Origin of the sequence: Citrobacter sp. CK198 (assembly GCF_030333295.1) — a bacterium.
Taxonomy (GTDB): domain Bacteria; phylum Pseudomonadota; class Gammaproteobacteria; order Enterobacterales; family Enterobacteriaceae; genus Citrobacter_B; species Citrobacter_B koseri.
This window is the reverse complement of the sequence record NZ_JAOWGE010000036.1, coordinates 187,177-202,596: the sequence shown is the minus strand read 5'-3', so window position 1 is coordinate 202,596 and position 15,420 is coordinate 187,177. Positions and strand designations below refer to the sequence as shown.

Here is a 15,420-nt window from a genome sequence, read left to right as displayed (position 1 = left end):
TGCAAGCCTGGTTCCGCCGAATTATCGCTGCGGTAAATAGCGCAGCGGGTTTACGGATTTCCCCTTGTAACGAATTTCAAAATGCAAGCGTGTAGAACTGGTTCCGGTGCTACCCATGGTAGCGATTTTTTGCCCCGCCTTAACTTCTTGTTGTTCCCGGACCAGCATCGTATCGTTATGGGCGTAGGCACTCAGGTAATCATCGTTGTGTTTGATGATAATAAGATTACCGTAACCGCGCAGCGCGTTACCGGCATATACGACGCGTCCATCTGCGGTCGCGACAATAGCCTGTCCTTTACTGCCTGCAATGTCGATCCCTTTGTTGCCACCTTCGGTAGCCGCGAAGTTTTCGATCACTTTGCCCTCAGTCGGCCAGCGCCATGTGGAGATTGGCGAACTGGTTGACGTACTGCTTGCAGTCGGTTCGGTTGTGCTCGCTGTTGGTGCCGTTACAGGCGCTGTGACCACGGTCCCAGCAGGCTTGTTGTTCGGCAACATTTTATTAGCACTTTGTTCACCTGAATCCTCAGAATACGTAATTGTCGGTTTCGACGCAACTACAACGGTGGAATTTTGTGCAGGTTTGGTCACAACTCCTTGCTCTACTGCATCCGCCTGCGTAATCGCGTTGCCGCCGGTAATTGGCGTGCCTGAGGCATTGCCGACCTGGAGCGTTTGCCCCACATTCAGGCCGTATGGGGCCGGAACGTTGTTACGCTGAGCAAGGTCGCGGAAATCGTTCCCGGTGATCCAGGCGATATAAAAAAGCGTGTCGCCTTTTTTAACGGTGTATGTGCTGCCGCCGGTGTAGCTGCCTTTCGGAATGTTCCCATACTGGCGGTTGTACACGATACGGCCATTTTCCATTTGCACAGGCTGCTCAGCGACCGGCTGAATCTGCCGGGACTGGGCAACCGGTTGAACAGGCTGCACGGGCTGAATCTGCGGCGTTTGTTGCGCCGTTGTCCCCATTTTGGGCGGCGGCGTGATCAGCATCCCGGAACTGGTGCTCGACGGGGCATTACCATTAACTGAGCTTACCGGCGCAGGAGGATTCGAAGAATTGGAACAACCTGCCAGCCATAGCGAAACCAGCGACAATGCCGCAATGCGGCTAACGGTGAATTTTGGGCTTCCCGCGCTCATTTATCCCCCAGGAAAAATTTGGTTAACAACCAGTGACGTAATAACCGTGCAAGGCATCGGCCTGGACGCTGGAAACGTCCCCACAATACGCTTACCCTTTATAAAATAACCAGGAAAAATCCGGGTATTAAAGGATGCTTAAGCGAGTTCGCCTTTCACTAAAGGCACAAAGCGGACGGCCTCCACGGTATCGATAATAAATTCGCCTCCCCGGCGACGCACCCGTTTCAAGAACTGATGCTCCTCACCCACGGGTAAAACGAGAATCCCGCCTTCATCCAGTTGCGTCATTAACGCCGTCGGAATTTCCGGCGGAGCTGCCGTCACGATGATGGCGTCAAACGGGGCGCGAGCCTGCCAACCTTGCCATCCATCGCCATGACGAGTTGAAACATTGTGTAAATCAAGCTGTTTCAGGCGACGACGCGCCTGCCATTGCAGCCCTTTAATGCGCTCCACCGAGCACACATGCTGTACCAGATGCGCGAGAATCGCCGTCTGATACCCGGAGCCAGTGCCGATCTCCAGCACTCTGGATTGCGGCGTCAGCTCAAGCAATTCTGTCATTCGCGCCACCATATAGGGCTGCGAAATGGTCTGCCCCTGGCCAATCGGCAAAGCGATATTGTCCCAGGCTTTATGTTCAAACGCTTCATCAATAAACTTTTCACGCGGGACGGCGGCAAGCGCATCCAGCACTTGCTCATCTTTGATGCCCTGAGCGCGCAATTGTTCAAGAAGAGTGTGTACGCGTCTGCTTACCATTGCGCGTCAACTCCCACGCTGTCTAACCAGTCCGAAACCACATCATGCGCGCTATACGCCGTTAAATCCACATGCAGCGGGGTAACGGAGACATAGCCCTCATCCACCGCTGCAAAATCGGTGTCCGGCCCGGCGTCGCATTTGCCGCCCGGCGGGCCGATCCAGTACAGCGTGTTGCCGCGCGGGTCCTGCTGTGAAATAACCTGATCGGCCGGATGGCGGCTGCCGCAGCGGGTTACGCGAATGCCTTTGATTTGATCCAGCGGCAGATCCGGGACATTGATATTCAGAATGCGTCCGGTACGCAGCGGCTCCCGACGTAATGCACGCAAAATAGAGCAGGTTACCGCTGCCGCCGTCTCATAATGCTGATGGCCGTCAAGCGATACCGCCAGCGCGGGAAAACCCAGGTGACGGCCCTCCATCGCTGCGGCGACGGTCCCGGAATAGATGACATCATCGCCCAGATTAGGGCCCGCGTTAATGCCTGAAACCACAATATCCGGGCGCGGACGCATCAGCGCGTTCACGCCCAGGTAGACGCAGTCGGTCGGTGTGCCCATCTGCACGGCGATATCGCCGTTATCAAAGGTAAAGGTACGAAGCGAGGACTCCAGCGTCAGCGAGTTTGACGCGCCACTGCGGTTACGATCCGGGGCGACGACCTGTACGTCAGCAAACCCACGCAGCGCTTTCGCCAGCGTTTGTATACCGGGCGCGTGGACCCCATCATCGTTACTCAGCAATATGCGCATAATCACCCATTGTGTTAATCAGTTCCCTTACGACGCTGGTGGCGAAACTGCCTGCCGGTAGCCAGAAGCGCAGCTCAACGGTGACGTCATCCCACCAGTTCCAGCGTAATTGTTGCGGATAGAGCAGCATCGCTCTGCGCGCCGCTTCAACCTTTTCGCGCAGCAGTAACGATTGCAGTTCGCTCTCATCCGCAATGGCAGCCTCTTCAAACGCCAGCGCGTCGCGCAGGGTTCCCCACTCGCCGCTACCGGGAAGCGCCGCCGTAATCATCAGTTCTTTTTCGTCAACGCGACGCTGCAATTCCGCCTGTTCTTCCTGCGTGGCCACAAACCAGCTCCCGCGCCCCGCTAATTGTAGCGCATCGCCATCAACAACTTGATTAAAGTCTGGTTTTTTCACGCGTTCGTTGACGATCTGATTAAACAACGCACTGCGGGCCGCCGACAACCAAAAACTGCGTTTATTGCGATCGCGCACCGGCGCATTGCTTTGCGCCCAGCGCAGCGCGCCTTGCAGGTTGCTGCCGCCAATACCGAATCGCTGCGCGCCAAAATAGTTTGGTACGCCGCGCGTATTGATAGCCTGTAGCCGGGCTTCGACATCATCACGATGGCTGACTTCACGCAGCACCAGCGTAAACGCGTTGCCCTTCAGCGCGCCTAAACGCAGCTTACGTTTGTGACGCGCGTACTCCAGCACTTTACAGCCTTCAATCTGGAATGCGCTCAGGTCTGGCATCTCTTTGCCCGGCACGCGCGCGCACAGCCACTGTTCAGTGACGGCATGCTTGTCTTTCTGCCCGGCAAAGCTCACTTCACGGGCATGAATTTTAAGGAATTTCGCCAGCGCATCGGCCACAAAACGGGTGTTACAACCGTTTTTCAGAATGCGAACCAGAATATGTTCGCCTTCGCCATCTGGCTCAAAACCTAAATCTTCAACCACCACAAAATCTTCCGGGTTCGCTTTAAGCAGCCCGGCGCCCTGCGGCTTTCCGTGGAGGTACGTCAGGTTTTCAAACTCGGTCATTTCGCGGCCTTAATCAGTAGCGCCACCGCTTCGCAGGCAATCCCTTCCCCACGCCCGGTGAACCCGAGTTTCTCCGTGGTGGTCGCCTTGACGTTGACATCATCCATATGACAACCAAGATCTTCCGCGATAAACACGCGCATTTGCGGGATATGCGGCAGCATCTTCGGCGCCTGGGCGATAATGGTCACGTCCACGTTACCAAGGGTATAGCCTTTGGCCTGAATGCGTCGCCATGCTTCCCGCAGCAATTCGCGGCTGTCCGCGCCTTTAAAGGCCGGATCGGTATCCGGGAAAAGTTTGCCGATATCGCCAAGCGCCGCCGCGCCGAGCAGCGCATCAGTCAGCGCATGCAGCGCCACGTCGCCATCAGAATGCGCCAGCAGCCCTTTGTCATACGGGATGCGCACGCCACCAATGATAATTGGGCCTTCTCCGCCAAAAGCGTGTACGTCAAAACCGTGTCCGATTCGCATTATGCATTCTCCTGATATACACATCATCCTTCAAGCTGCCTCTTTGTTGGCTGCCTTTGTTCACCCCAGTCACTTACTTATGTAAGCTCCTGGGGATGCACTCAGTTGCCGCCTCGATGCAGCTTGAATGATTTTGTGTCTAGATTGTTCGGGTCAGATAAAATTCCGCAAGCGCCAGATCTTCCGGGCGGGTGACTTTTATATTATCAGCCCGGCCTTCAACCAGTTGGGGATGAAAACCGCAATACTCCAGCGCGGACGCCTCATCGGTAATGGTCGCGCCTTCGTTCAGCGCACGGCTCAGGCAATCATGCAGCAGCTCGCGTGGGAAGAATTGCGGCGTTAACGCGTGCCACAGGTCGGTACGCTCTACGGTATGCGCAATGGCGGCTTTACCCGGCTCGGCGCGTTTCATGGTGTCGCGTACCGGAGCGGCGAGGATTCCACCCGTGCGGCTGGTTTCGCTAAGCGAGAGCAGGCGCGCAAGGTCATCCTGATGCAGACAAGGCCGGGCGGCGTCATGCACCAGCACCCACTGCGCGTCACCGGCCGCCCGTAAGCCAGCCAGTACGGAATCGGCGCGTTCGTCACCCCCGTCCACGACAGTGACCTGCGGATGTTGCGCCAGAGGAAGTTCGGCGAAGCGGCTGTCGCCAGGGCTGATTGCGATAACGACGCGCGTCACCCGGGGATGCGCCAGCAGCGCATGCACCGAGTGTTCAAGAATGGTTTTATTGCCAATAGAGAGATATTGCTTAGGACATTCCGTTTGCATTCGGCGGCCAAATCCGGCAGCCGGTACCACAGCGCAAACGTCCAATAAAGTGGCTGCCATGTCATTTCCTGGGCTGATTTATCGATTAGTTTGCCCCGCAGCCTGAGCACGTTTAGACGCGTCAGGCACCAGACGGTAAAAAGTTTCGCCCGGTTTGGTCATGCTGAGTTCATTACGCGCGCGCTCCTCGATCGCTTCCTGGCCGCCATTGAGATCGTCAATTTCGGCGAAAAGCTGATCGTTACGCGCTTTAAGTTTCGCATTCGTAGCTTGCTGCGCAGCCACATCATCGTTGACGCGGCTGTAGTCATGTATGCCGTTCTTACCGAACCACAGCGAATACTGCAACCAGACCAGTAAAGTCAGCAGCAGCAGCGTTAGTTTACCCATCCTGCCCCCTGAAAAACGGCACCATCATCCCATAACTTTCCCAGAGACTCTACTCTGAGGCGGGAATGCCGCGACAACGCGGGCAAATGTACCACATTTATCCGCCGATCCGCATATCTCGTGCAGGGAGAACATAATCTTATTGTTGGTTACGGTTTGAATTATGGCCACTCTCGCCCGTCATGAAAAGGGAGGGCTGACCTACCCCAACAGCCACATGAAGAGCGCGCCAAACATCGCGCCTACCGTTAATAGCGTAGCCGTAATGCTGTAGAACAGTTTGCCGCTCATGATTGAATGCAGGGCCACGCCGACCACAACCGCAACGGGCATGAGCGCCAGGAAAAAGGGCCAGGTATAGAGGAAGAAAAACAGCGTGTTAGGGCCATAGATGAGAAAGGGAATTCCCAACGCCAGCAGCCACGAGGCAAAACCGACCACGGCGCCCGGCAGTGACCAGGTTGTGTCGTCGTCGGTCGTGAGGGCATCTGACCTTGTGATAATAATGTTATGGCTATTACGCATATCGAATCCTGTAACCTTGACTCACCGGGCATACAAGCCCGGCGGTGTCTCAGGATCTGATAATATCGCCCTGTCTCAGTAGATCTAATAATTGGGCAACCAAATTTGTTACTAATTGTTCACCATCCAGATGAACTTCAGGCGATTCAGGCGTTTCATATACCGAATCAATGCCGGTGAAATTACGCAGCTCACCCGCCCTGGCCTTCTTGTACAGCCCTTTAGGATCGCGCGCTTCACAGGTTGCCAGCGGCGTATCGACAAAAACCTCGATAAACCGCCCCTCCCCGATGCGCTCGCGCACCATCTGCCGCTCCGCGCGATGCGGCGAAATAAACGCCGTCAGCACCACCAGCCCGGCATCCACCATCAGGTTCGCAACCTCCCCCACCCGGCGGATATTCTCTTTACGGTCTGCGTCGCTAAAGCCAAGATCGCTGCACAGGCCGTGACGGACATTATCGCCATCCAGCAGCCAGGTGCTGACGCCCAGCTTATGCAGGGCCTCTTCCAGCGCGCCTGCAATCGTTGATTTCCCCGAACCGGAAAGTCCCGTAAACCAGACCACAGCCCCTTTATGCCCATGCAGCGCTTCACGATCTTCGCGCGTTACCGCATGGGCATGCCAGACGACGTTTTCGTCATGCAGCGCCATTACTTGCCTCCCAGCAAATCACGCGCGCCCCAGTGCGGGAAGTGGCGACGGATCAGCGCGTTCAGTTCCAGCTCAAAGGCGCTGAACCCGGAAGGCGTCGCGGCGGTGCGCTCAATAGGCTCACGTACCAGCCCCGCGCCAACGGTCACGTTGGACAGCCGGTCGATGATGATTAACCCGCCAGTGACCGGGTTCTGCTGGTATGTATCCAGCACTAACGGTTCGTCAAAAGTCAGTTCGACCAGGCCGATACCGTTCAACGGCAGGCTTTCCACCTCGCGCTGGGTCAGGTTGTTGATATCAACCTGATGGTGAATGGCATCGACGCGCGCACGGGTCTTTTTACCGGCAATCTTGATGTCATAACTCTGCCCGGCCGACAGCGGTTGTTCCGCCATCCATACCACATCAACGGCGGCGCTCTGTACGGCTGGCAGGTTTTCGCCTGCATCCAGCAACAGATCGCCACGGCTGATGTCAATTTCATCTTTCAGCACCAGCGTAATCGCTTCACCGGCGTGCGCTTCTTGCAGATCGCCATCAAAGGTGACGATGCGCGCCACGTTGGATTCAACGCCGGACGGCAGAACTTTGACACGCTGCCCGACCTTCACGCTGCCGGAGGCCAGCGTTCCGGCATAACCACGGAAATCGAGGTTCGGACGGTTCACATACTGTACCGGGAAGCGCATCGGCTGGGTGTCGACAACCCGCTGGATCTCAACCGTCTCCAGCACTTCCAGCAGCGTCGGGCCGTTGTACCACGGCATACTGGCGCTCTGGGTCGCGACGTTATCCCCTTCCAGCGCAGAAAGCGGCACAAAGCGGATGTCCAGGTTCCCCGGCAGCTGCCCGGCAAACGTCAGGTAATCTTCGCGAATACGGGCGAACGTCTCCTCGCTGAACCCCACCAGATCCATCTTGTTGATCGCCACCACCAGGTGCTTAATGCCCAGCAGCGTAGAGATGAAACTGTGGCGGCGGGTCTGATCCAGCACGCCTTTGCGGGCGTCGATCAGCAGGATCGCCAGATCGCAGGTCGATGCGCCGGTCGCCATGTTACGCGTGTACTGCTCGTGCCCTGGCGTGTCGGCAATAATAAATTTGCGTTTCTCGGTCGAGAAATAGCGGTATGCCACATCAATGGTAATTCCCTGCTCGCGCTCAGCCTGCAACCCGTCGACCAGCAGCGCCAGATCGAGTTTTTCACCCTGCGTGCCATGACGCTTACTGTCGTTATGCAGCGACGAGAGCTGATCTTCATAAATCTGACGCGTATCGTGCAGCAGTCGGCCAATCAGCGTGCTTTTACCGTCATCGACGCTGCCGCAGGTCAGGAAACGCAGCAGGCTTTTGTGTTGCTGGGCAACCATCCAGGCTTCGACGCCGCCTTCATTAGCGATTTGTTGTGCAAGTGTGGTGTTCATGGCGGCTCCTTAGAAATACCCCTGACGTTTCTTCAGCTCCATTGAGCCCGCCTGGTCGCGGTCAATCACGCGCCCCTGACGTTCACTGGTGGTCGAGACCAGCATCTCTTCAATAATTTCCGGCAGCGTCTGCGCGCTGGATTCCACCGCTCCCGTGAGCGGCCAGCAGCCGAGGGTACGGAAACGCACCATGCGTTTTTTGATCACCTCGCCGGGTTGCAGGTCAATACGATCGTCATCGATCATCATCAGCATGCCGTCGCGCTCCAGCACCGGGCGCTCAGCGGCCAGGTACAGCGGCACGATCTCGATATTTTCCAGCCAGATGTACTGCCAGATATCCTGCTCGGTCCAGTTAGAGAGCGGGAAAACGCGGATGCTTTCGCCTTTGTTAATCTGCCCGTTGTAGTTGTGCCATAGCTCCGGGCGCTGGTTTTTCGGGTCCCAGCGATGAAAACGGTCGCGGAAGGAGTAAATACGCTCTTTGGCGCGCGACTTCTCTTCGTCGCGGCGCGCGCCGCCGAACGCGGCGTCAAAGCCATATTTATCCAACGCCTGTTTCAACCCTTCGGTTTTCATAATATCGGTGTGTTTAGCGCTGCCGTGAACGAACGGGTTAATCCCCATCGCCACCCCTTCCGGGTTTTTATGCACCAGCAGTTCACAACCATAGGCCTTTGCGGTGCGATCGCGGAATTCGTACATCTCACGAAACTTCCAGCCGGTATCAACGTGCAGCAGCGGAAACGGCAACGTACCTGGATAAAACGCTTTACGCGCCAGATGCAGCATGACGCTGGAATCTTTACCGATGGAATACATCATCACCGGATTAGAAAATTCGGCGGCCACCTCGCGAATGATATGGATGCTTTCCGCTTCCAGCTGCCGCAGGTGGGTGAGTCGTTTTTGGTCCATAACCGTTCCTTTGCAATACCGCTATTTTGCTAAACATTCAGATAACACGACTATAGGGAGCGCAGGAGAACGAATGAAATTACGAATTGGAATGAGTAGTTCCTCAAAGGAATAACGATTTGAGAAAGCAAATATCAAAAAGTGCTTAACCCACCGAATTTAGGGCATTTCAGAGCAAATGAAATTGTTTTACGGCAATCACGGTTTCATACTAAGCGGGTAAAAATTTCTGCTCTGTATTTAAGGACTCACTATGTTTTCCGCATCGCGCCTCCGTGCAGCGCTCCTGGCGCTCGGCGTATGCTTTATCCTTCCCGCGCAGGCAACGTCACCGAAGCCTGGCGATATCGCCACTATTCAGGCACGACACATTGCAACATTCTTTCCCGGCAGAATGACCGGAACACCGGCGGAGATGCTCTCTGCCGATTATTTACGTCAACAATTTGAGCAGATGGGATATCGCAGCGATATCCGAACATTTAATAGCCGCTATATTTATACCGCCAGGAATAATCGCAAGAACTGGCATAACGTGACGGGCAGTACCGTTATTGCGGCGCACGAAGGGAAAGCGCCGCAACAAATTATTATTATGGCGCACCTGGATACCTATGCGCCGCTGAGCGATGCTGATACCGACGCCAATCTCGGCGGTTTAACCTTGCAGGGCATTGACGATAACGCCGCCGGGCTGGGCGTGATGCTGGAACTGGCTGAACGCCTGAAAGACATCCCGACGCAGTACGGCATCCGCTTTATCGCCACCAGCGGTGAAGAAGAGGGAAAACTGGGCGCAGAAAACCTGCTTAAGCGGATGAGCGCCGCTGAGAAGAAAAATACGCTGCTGGTAATTAACCTTGATAACCTGATTGTCGGCGACAAACTCTACTTCAACAGCGGGCAGCAAACGCCGGAAGCCGTACGCAAACTGACGCGCGACCGGGCGCTGGCGATTGCGCGCAGCCACGGTATCGCCGCCGCGACCAATCCGGGTCTGAACAAGGATTACCCGAAAGGCACAGGCTGCTGCAACGACGCCGAAGTCTTCGATAAAGCCGGTATTTCCGTGCTGTCGGTTGAGGCTACCAACTGGAATCTGGGGAAAAAAGACGGCTATCAGCAGCGTGCGAAAACGCCTTCATTCCCGACCGGAAACAGCTGGCACGATGTGCGTCTGGATAACCAACAGCACATCGACAAGGCGCTACCAGGAAGAATTGAACACCGCAGTCGCGATGTCGTGCGCATCATGTTGCCGCTGGTAAAAGAACTGGCGAAAGCCGGTAAAGCCTGATGTGTCGCCCGGTGGCGGCTACGCCTTACCGGGCCTACAGAGCTGCACTTGCCGGATGGCGGCGTAAACGCCTTATCCGTGTCTTGTAGGCCTGATAAGCGTAGCGCCATCAGGCAAACAATCACCCTTCGTGCTGTCTGGTAGGCCTGATAAGCGCAGCGCCATCAGGCAAAACAATCACCCTTCGTGCAGCCCGCACTCGCGCTTCAGCCCGAAGAATCGCGTCTCTTCTTCTGCCATGCCGGGCTCCCATTTACGGGTGGTGTGGGTATCGCCAACCGACAGATAGCCCTGATCCCATAGCGGATGGTATTTCAGACCGTGTTTTTGCAGATACTGGTACACCGTCCGGTTATCCCAGTCGATGATGGGCAGCACTTTAAAAACGCCGCGCTGAATCGCCAGCACAGGAAGATGCGCCCGGCTCCCGGATTGTTCGCGGCGCAGGCCAGCAAACCACGTTTGCGCGTTAAGCTCTTTTAACGCCCGGTTCATCGGCTCGACTTTGTTGATGTCATTGTATTTCTCAATGCCCTCAACGCCTTGCTCCCACAGTTTACCGTAGCGGGCTTCCTGCCAGGCCGCGCTTTCCGTCGCACGATAGACTTTCAGGTTCAGGTTCAGCTTTTCCGTCAGCTCATCAATAAACTGGTAGGTTTCCGGGAACAGATAGCCGGTATCGGTCAGGATAACCGGAATATCCGGGCGAATCTGGTTAACCAGATGCAGGCTGACCGCCGCCTGAATACCAAAGCTCGACGAGAGCACGTATTCACCGGGTAGATTCTCCAGCGCCCACGCCACGCGTCCTTCAGCATCCAACTTTTCCAGCTGCGCGTTGGTTTCAGCCAGCGCCATGACGCGCTCGACTTTCGGCAATTCATTCAGGGCGTTTAGATCGAGTACGGACATAAGTTCCTCACTGTTTGCCTTGCCTGATGGCGCTGCGCTTATCAGGCCTACTGTCTACGTAGGCCGGATAAGGCATTTATGCCGCCATCCGGCGATGCACGTTATTCCCAGAAATCCCGGGCGGGATCGAGCACCGGGCGAATGATGCCCGCACGCACCGTAAAGTCGCCGAAGCCTTCACCCGCTTCGCGCTCTTTCACCCAGCGCCCAATCAGTTCATCCAGCGACGCCAGAATTTCCGGCTCGGTAATGTTCTCTTTGAACATACGCGGGATACGCGTTCCGATGCGATTGCCGCCCAGATGCAGGTTATAACGACCTGGCGCTTTCCCCACCAGACCGACTTCCGCCAGCATGGCGCGTCCGCAGCCATTTGGGCAGCCCGTCACGCGCAGCACGATGTGCTCATCGCTCACGCCGTGGTGGGTCATCAACGCGTCCACTTTATCGACGAAGGTCGGCAGGAAACGCTCCGCTTCCGCCATCGCCAGCGGGCAGGTCGGGAACGATACGCAGGCCATCGAGTTTTCACGCTGCGACGTGACCGCATTCATCAGGCCGTGGTTGCGCGCCAGTTTTTCAATCTTCGCTTTCTGGCTTTCCGGCACGCCGGCAATGATCAGGTTCTGGTTGGCGGTAATACGGAATTCGCCCTTGTGGATCTTCGCGATCTCCAACAGACCTGTTTTCAGCGGGCGCCCCGGATAATCCAGAATACGGCCATTCTCAATAAACAGCGTCAGGTGCCATTTGTTGTCGATGCCTTTCACCCAACCGATGCGATCGCCGCGCCCGGTAAATTCATACGGGCGGATCGGTTCAAATTTGATGCCTGCACGACGCTCAACTTCCGCCTTGAACGTCTCGACCCCAACACGCTCCAGAGTGTATTTGGTTTTGGCGTTTTTACGATCGGTGCGATTACCCCAGTCGCGCTGAGTCGTCACCACCGCTTCCGCCACCGCCAGGGTATGCTCCAGCGACAGATAGCCGAACTCGCTCGCGGTGCGGGCATACGTTTTCTTGTTCCCGTGCTCAATAGAAAGCCCGCCGCCGACCAGCAGGTTAAAGCCCACCAGCTTGCCGTTTTCCGCCACGGCGACAAAGTTCATGTCGTTGGCGTGCAGATCGATGTCGTTCTGCGGCGGGATCACCACGGTCGTTTTGAACTTACGCGGCAGATAGGTCTGGCCGAGGATCGGCTCCTCATCCGTTGTGGCGACCTTTTCCTGATCAAGCCAGATCTCCGCATAGGCGCGAGTACGCGGCAGCAAATGCTCGGAGATCTTTTTCGCCCACTCATAGGCTTCGGCATGCAGCTCAGACTCATACGGGTTAGAGGTGCACAGCACGTTACGGTTCATGTCGTTGGCGGTCGCCAGCGCGTCCAGCCCAACGGAGTGCAGCATCTGATGTACCGGCTTCACGTTCTTTTTCAGAATGCCGTGGAACTGGAAGGTCTGACGGTTAGTCAGGCGAATGCTGCCGTAAATCGTATTTTCCGCGGCGAATTTATCGATCGCCTGCCACTGTCTGGTGGTGATAACCCCACCCGGCAGACGGCAACGCAGCAGCATCGCATGACGCGGCTCCAGCTTCTGCTCGGCGCGCTCGGCGCGAATGTCGCGGTCATCCTGCTGGTACATACCGTGAAAACGGATCAGCAGAAAGTTGTCGCCTTTAAAACCGCCGGTCAGGCCGTCATTCAAATCTTCAGCAATGGTGCCGCGCAGGTAGTTGCTCTCAAGCTTCATGCGCTCGGCATCTGCCAGTTTACCTTCGACCACCAGTGGGCCTGGATGTTTTTCGCTCATTAGTAGACATCTCGCTGATAACGGCGCTCAACGCGCAGCTCACTTAAAAATTCATCCGCCGCTTCGGCATCCATACCGCCGAATTCGGCAATCACTTCCAGCAGTGCCTGCTCAACGTCTTTCGCCATGCGATTGGCGTCGCCGCAGACATAAATGTGCGCGCCGTCATTAATCCAGCGCCACAGCTCTGCGCCCTGTTCGCGCAGTTTGTCTTGTACGTATATTTTTTCTTTTTGATCGCGGGACCAGGCCAGATCGATGCGGCTCAGGACGCCCTCTTTGACGTAGCGCTGCCATTCCACCTGGTAGAGGAAATCTTCGGTAAAGTGCGGGTTGCCAAAGAACAACCAGTTTTTACCCGGCGCTTCATCTGCCGCACGCTGCTGCATAAAGGCGCGGAAAGGGGCGATCCCGGTGCCTGGACCTATCATGATCACCGGTGTTTCCGGGTTGGCCGGCAGACGGAAATTATCGTTGTGTTCGATAAATACGCGCACTTCACCCTCTTCTTCCACGCGGTCGGCCAGGAAGCTTGATGCCCCGCCCGCCCGCGCCCGGCCTTCTATTTCATAACGCACGGCGCCTACGGTGATATGCACTTCGCTCTCAACTTCCGCCTGGGAAGAGGCTATCGAGTAAAGACGCGGCGTCAGCGGGCGCAGCAGCCCCACCAGCGCGTCAGCATCCAGCTGAGCCGGAGAGAAACGCAGCATATCAACGACAGGCGTCGTCGCGGCGTAATGCTGCAACTGGGCTTTATCACCCACCAGCGGCAACAGCGATTCGCTGCGGGTCAGCGTGGCGTAGTTTTCCACGATATTGGCGGTGTTCACCGTCAGCTCAAAATGCCACTGCAAGGCTTCGGCAAGCGGCAGCACCTTACCGTTAACGGTAACCGGCTCCGTGCCTTTCAGCCAGACCAGTTCGACGATCTCTTTGACCAGTTCAGGATCGTTCTGATACCAGACGCCCAGGGCATCGCCCGGCTGATAACGCAGGCCGGAATCGCCCAGATCGATTTCGATATGGCGCACATCTTTTTCCGAGTCGCGGCCGGTGATTTTCTGATTGACGGCGAGCGAGGCGCTCAGCGGCGCTTCTTTGGTATAAGGGCTGGAATGCACGTCATTCACGGCCCCCGTTGCCGCGACAGCGACCTGCGCTGCCGATGCGCTCGGCGCACGCGCTTTCAGTACGTCAACAACGCGAGCCCGCCATTCTTGTGCCGCAGCCTGATATTCCACATCCGCATCGACGCGATCGAGCAGACGCTCCCCCCCCAGTTCCGCCAGCTTGCTGTCGAAATCTTTACCCGCCTGGCAGAAAAATTCATAGGAGGTATCACCGAGGCCAAAGACGGCGAAGGCGGTGTTGTCGAGCTTCGGCGCTTTTTTAGAGAACAGAAACTTACGCAGCGCAACGGCTTCTTCCGGCGGCTCACCTTCGCCCTGCGTGGACGCGACCACAACCAGCAGCTTTTCATTGGCGATCTGTTTGAATTTGTAGTCGCCCGCATTAACCAGCGTGACGCTCAGTTTCGCCGCCAGCAGGTCATCGCGCAGGGCTTCCGCCACGCGCCGCGCATTGCCGGTTTGCGATGCAGAAATGAGCGTAATACCCGGCATTTCAGCGACAGGCGCTGGCGTGGCGGCGAGCGTGCCCGGCTGCTGGTTCAGCATTCCCCAGAAATAGCCGGAAACCCAGGCAAGCTGGGTGGGGGAAAGATCGGTTGTGGCCGCCTGAAGGCGTGCCAGCTGCTCCGGGTTTAGCGGAAGCAAAGCGGATGGTGGGGCCTGTGTTGTCATGCGTCGTTATGTTCCAGTAGCAAAGCGGAATTTATGCAAAAAGACCAAACTAGCGATAAGGTTAACGGCGGGGATAATAACAATTAAAGAAGGGATGGAAATAACAAATAACCAAATGGACTAACCTGTTTTAGTTATAGTTATTAACAACAAAAGCGATTAAACAACCTATTGAAATAGAAAGAAATAATTCACAATTCTTGTGTAAATCTCATTATCCGCGCGTCAACGCCGTTTTAGTTAATGATAAAAAATGTGCTTTCCGGTACCCTACGGCGGTTTTTGTATTCTTGAGAGTTAATCATCCATGTCCACCACCTTGTTTAAAGATTTCACCTTTGAAGCCGCTCACCGCCTGCCCCACGTACCGGAAGGGCATAAATGTGGCCGCCTGCATGGTCATTCATTTATGGTGCGCCTTGAAATTACCGGTGACGTCGATCCGCATACCGGTTGGATCATGGATTTCGCCGAACTGAAAGCCGCGTTCAAACCGACGTACGATCGTCTGGATCATTATTATCTGAACGATATTCCAGGTCTGGAAAATCCAACCAGCGAAGTGCTGGCAAAATGGATTTGGGATCAGGTTAAACCTGCCGTACCGCTGCTGAGCGCGGTAATGGTAAAAGAGACCTGCACAGCAGGCTGCGTGTATCGCGGCGAGTGATTTTTTCGTTTTGCCGGATGGCGACGCGTTGCGTCTTATCCGGCCTACAAATGAGCA

At 55.9% G+C, this 15,420-nt stretch carries 16 protein-coding genes; 2 read left to right on the top strand and 14 right to left on the bottom strand.

What is annotated here, in order from left to right:
* Nucleotides 1–21: 21 nt before the first annotated feature.
* From nlpD to cysD, 11 genes are all read right to left on the bottom strand, one after another.
* Nucleotides 22–1,149, bottom strand: coding sequence for a murein hydrolase activator NlpD (gene nlpD / locus OGY62_RS21925; protein WP_024130899.1), 1,128 nt, complete (start codon nucleotides 1,147–1,149; stop codon nucleotides 22–24).
* 138 nt (nucleotides 1,150–1,287) lie between these two features.
* The gene (pcm, locus tag OGY62_RS21920; protein ID WP_012134859.1) at nucleotides 1,288–1,914 is read right to left on the bottom strand and encodes a protein-L-isoaspartate O-methyltransferase; all 627 of its coding nucleotides are present in this window, start codon (nucleotides 1,912–1,914) and stop codon (nucleotides 1,288–1,290) included.
* The gene (gene surE / locus OGY62_RS21915) at nucleotides 1,908–2,669 is read right to left on the bottom strand and encodes a 5'/3'-nucleotidase SurE (RefSeq protein ID WP_286460541.1); all 762 of its coding nucleotides are present in this window, start codon (nucleotides 2,667–2,669) and stop codon (nucleotides 1,908–1,910) included. Before surE ends, pcm begins: the two co-directional genes overlap by 7 nt.
* Nucleotides 2,650–3,699: a tRNA pseudouridine(13) synthase TruD gene (gene truD, locus OGY62_RS21910; protein ID WP_058668015.1), complete on the bottom strand. Its 1,050-nt coding sequence runs from the start codon at nucleotides 3,697–3,699 to the stop codon at nucleotides 2,650–2,652. Before truD ends, surE begins: the two co-directional genes overlap by 20 nt.
* Nucleotides 3,696–4,175 carry a 2-C-methyl-D-erythritol 2,4-cyclodiphosphate synthase gene (gene ispF / locus OGY62_RS21905; RefSeq protein WP_012134862.1) on the bottom strand — a complete coding sequence of 160 codons (480 nt, stop codon included), beginning with the start codon at nucleotides 4,173–4,175 and terminating at the stop codon, nucleotides 3,696–3,698. Before ispF ends, truD begins: the two co-directional genes overlap by 4 nt.
* A gap of 139 nt (nucleotides 4,176–4,314) precedes the next feature.
* Nucleotides 4,315–5,010: a 2-C-methyl-D-erythritol 4-phosphate cytidylyltransferase gene (gene ispD, locus OGY62_RS21900; RefSeq protein WP_012134863.1), complete on the bottom strand. Its 696-nt coding sequence runs from the start codon at nucleotides 5,008–5,010 to the stop codon at nucleotides 4,315–4,317.
* Between the two features lie 18 nt (nucleotides 5,011–5,028).
* A complete protein-coding gene (ftsB, locus tag OGY62_RS21895) occupies nucleotides 5,029–5,340 on the bottom strand; it encodes a cell division protein FtsB (protein ID WP_012134864.1) in 312 nt (103 codons plus the stop codon).
* Nucleotides 5,341–5,541: 201 nt separating this feature from the next.
* Nucleotides 5,542–5,865: a DUF3561 family protein gene (locus OGY62_RS21890; protein WP_110493889.1), complete on the bottom strand. Its 324-nt coding sequence runs from the start codon at nucleotides 5,863–5,865 to the stop codon at nucleotides 5,542–5,544.
* 49 nt (nucleotides 5,866–5,914) lie between these two features.
* Nucleotides 5,915–6,520 (bottom strand): adenylyl-sulfate kinase, encoded by a 606-nt coding sequence (cysC, locus tag OGY62_RS21885; protein WP_058668017.1) that lies wholly within the window; start codon nucleotides 6,518–6,520, stop codon nucleotides 5,915–5,917.
* Entirely contained in the window at nucleotides 6,520–7,947 is a 1,428-nt protein-coding gene (gene cysN / locus OGY62_RS21880) for a sulfate adenylyltransferase subunit CysN (RefSeq protein ID WP_286460540.1), read from the bottom strand. The genes cysC and cysN overlap by 1 nt, the downstream gene beginning before the upstream one ends.
* Nucleotides 7,948–7,956: 9 nt before the next feature.
* Nucleotides 7,957–8,865 (bottom strand): sulfate adenylyltransferase subunit CysD, encoded by a 909-nt coding sequence (gene cysD / locus OGY62_RS21875; RefSeq protein WP_012134868.1) that lies wholly within the window; start codon nucleotides 8,863–8,865, stop codon nucleotides 7,957–7,959.
* Nucleotides 8,866–9,118: 253 nt separating this feature from the next.
* Between cysD and OGY62_RS21870 the strand changes: the two genes are divergently transcribed.
* On the top strand, nucleotides 9,119–10,162 hold the full coding sequence (locus OGY62_RS21870; RefSeq protein WP_248622652.1) for an aminopeptidase: 1,044 nt from the start codon (nucleotides 9,119–9,121) through the stop codon (nucleotides 10,160–10,162).
* A 177-nt stretch (nucleotides 10,163–10,339) separates the two neighbouring features.
* Here OGY62_RS21870 and cysH read toward each other — a convergent pair whose 3' ends face one another.
* The 3 genes from cysH to cysJ all read right to left on the bottom strand — a co-directional run bounded on the left by cysH (nucleotide 10,340) and on the right by cysJ (nucleotide 14,693).
* A complete protein-coding gene (cysH, locus tag OGY62_RS21865; RefSeq protein WP_058668019.1) occupies nucleotides 10,340–11,074 on the bottom strand; it encodes a phosphoadenosine phosphosulfate reductase in 735 nt (244 codons plus the stop codon).
* Nucleotides 11,075–11,175: 101 nt separating this feature from the next.
* The gene (cysI, locus tag OGY62_RS21860) at nucleotides 11,176–12,888 is read right to left on the bottom strand and encodes an assimilatory sulfite reductase (NADPH) hemoprotein subunit (RefSeq protein WP_286460539.1); all 1,713 of its coding nucleotides are present in this window, start codon (nucleotides 12,886–12,888) and stop codon (nucleotides 11,176–11,178) included.
* Nucleotides 12,888–14,693 (bottom strand): NADPH-dependent assimilatory sulfite reductase flavoprotein subunit, encoded by a 1,806-nt coding sequence (cysJ, locus tag OGY62_RS21855; protein ID WP_104868258.1) that lies wholly within the window; start codon nucleotides 14,691–14,693, stop codon nucleotides 12,888–12,890. The genes cysI and cysJ overlap by 1 nt, the downstream gene beginning before the upstream one ends.
* A 307-nt stretch (nucleotides 14,694–15,000) precedes the next feature.
* Here cysJ and queD point away from each other — a divergent pair, with 307 nt between their 5' ends.
* The gene (gene queD / locus OGY62_RS21850; protein ID WP_012134875.1) at nucleotides 15,001–15,363 is read left to right on the top strand and encodes a 6-carboxytetrahydropterin synthase QueD; all 363 of its coding nucleotides are present in this window, start codon (nucleotides 15,001–15,003) and stop codon (nucleotides 15,361–15,363) included.
* Nucleotides 15,364–15,420 lie beyond the last annotated feature (57 nt).

Excerpts from the sequence above, each read along its gene's own strand:
- OGY62_RS21890 (WP_110493889.1), bottom strand. The coding sequence starts at position 5,865 with ATGCGTAATAGCCATAACATTATTATCACAAGGTCAGATGCCCTCACG.
- truD (WP_058668015.1), bottom strand. The coding sequence starts at position 3,699 with ATGACCGAGTTTGAAAACCTGACGTACCTCCACGGAAAGCCGCAGGGC.
- ftsB (WP_012134864.1), bottom strand. The coding sequence starts at position 5,340 with ATGGGTAAACTAACGCTGCTGCTGCTGACTTTACTGGTCTGGTTGCAG.
- surE (WP_286460541.1), bottom strand. The coding sequence starts at position 2,669 with ATGCGCATATTGCTGAGTAACGATGATGGGGTCCACGCGCCCGGTATA.
- cysN (WP_286460540.1), bottom strand. The coding sequence starts at position 7,947 with ATGAACACCACACTTGCACAACAAATCGCTAATGAAGGCGGCGTCGAA.
- OGY62_RS21870 (WP_248622652.1), top strand. The coding sequence starts at position 9,119 with ATGTTTTCCGCATCGCGCCTCCGTGCAGCGCTCCTGGCGCTCGGCGTA.
- nlpD (WP_024130899.1), bottom strand. The coding sequence starts at position 1,149 with ATGAGCGCGGGAAGCCCAAAATTCACCGTTAGCCGCATTGCGGCATTG.
- ispF (WP_012134862.1), bottom strand. The coding sequence starts at position 4,175 with ATGCGAATCGGACACGGTTTTGACGTACACGCTTTTGGCGGAGAAGGC.
- cysD (WP_012134868.1), bottom strand. The coding sequence starts at position 8,865 with ATGGACCAAAAACGACTCACCCACCTGCGGCAGCTGGAAGCGGAAAGC.
- cysH (WP_058668019.1), bottom strand. The coding sequence starts at position 11,074 with ATGTCCGTACTCGATCTAAACGCCCTGAATGAATTGCCGAAAGTCGAG.
- cysI (WP_286460539.1), bottom strand. The coding sequence starts at position 12,888 with ATGAGCGAAAAACATCCAGGCCCACTGGTGGTCGAAGGTAAACTGGCA.
- cysJ (WP_104868258.1), bottom strand. The coding sequence starts at position 14,693 with ATGACAACACAGGCCCCACCATCCGCTTTGCTTCCGCTAAACCCGGAG.
- ispD (WP_012134863.1), bottom strand. The coding sequence starts at position 5,010 with ATGGCAGCCACTTTATTGGACGTTTGCGCTGTGGTACCGGCTGCCGGA.
- queD (WP_012134875.1), top strand. The coding sequence starts at position 15,001 with ATGTCCACCACCTTGTTTAAAGATTTCACCTTTGAAGCCGCTCACCGC.
- cysC (WP_058668017.1), bottom strand. The coding sequence starts at position 6,520 with ATGGCGCTGCATGACGAAAACGTCGTCTGGCATGCCCATGCGGTAACG.
- pcm (WP_012134859.1), bottom strand. The coding sequence starts at position 1,914 with ATGGTAAGCAGACGCGTACACACTCTTCTTGAACAATTGCGCGCTCAG.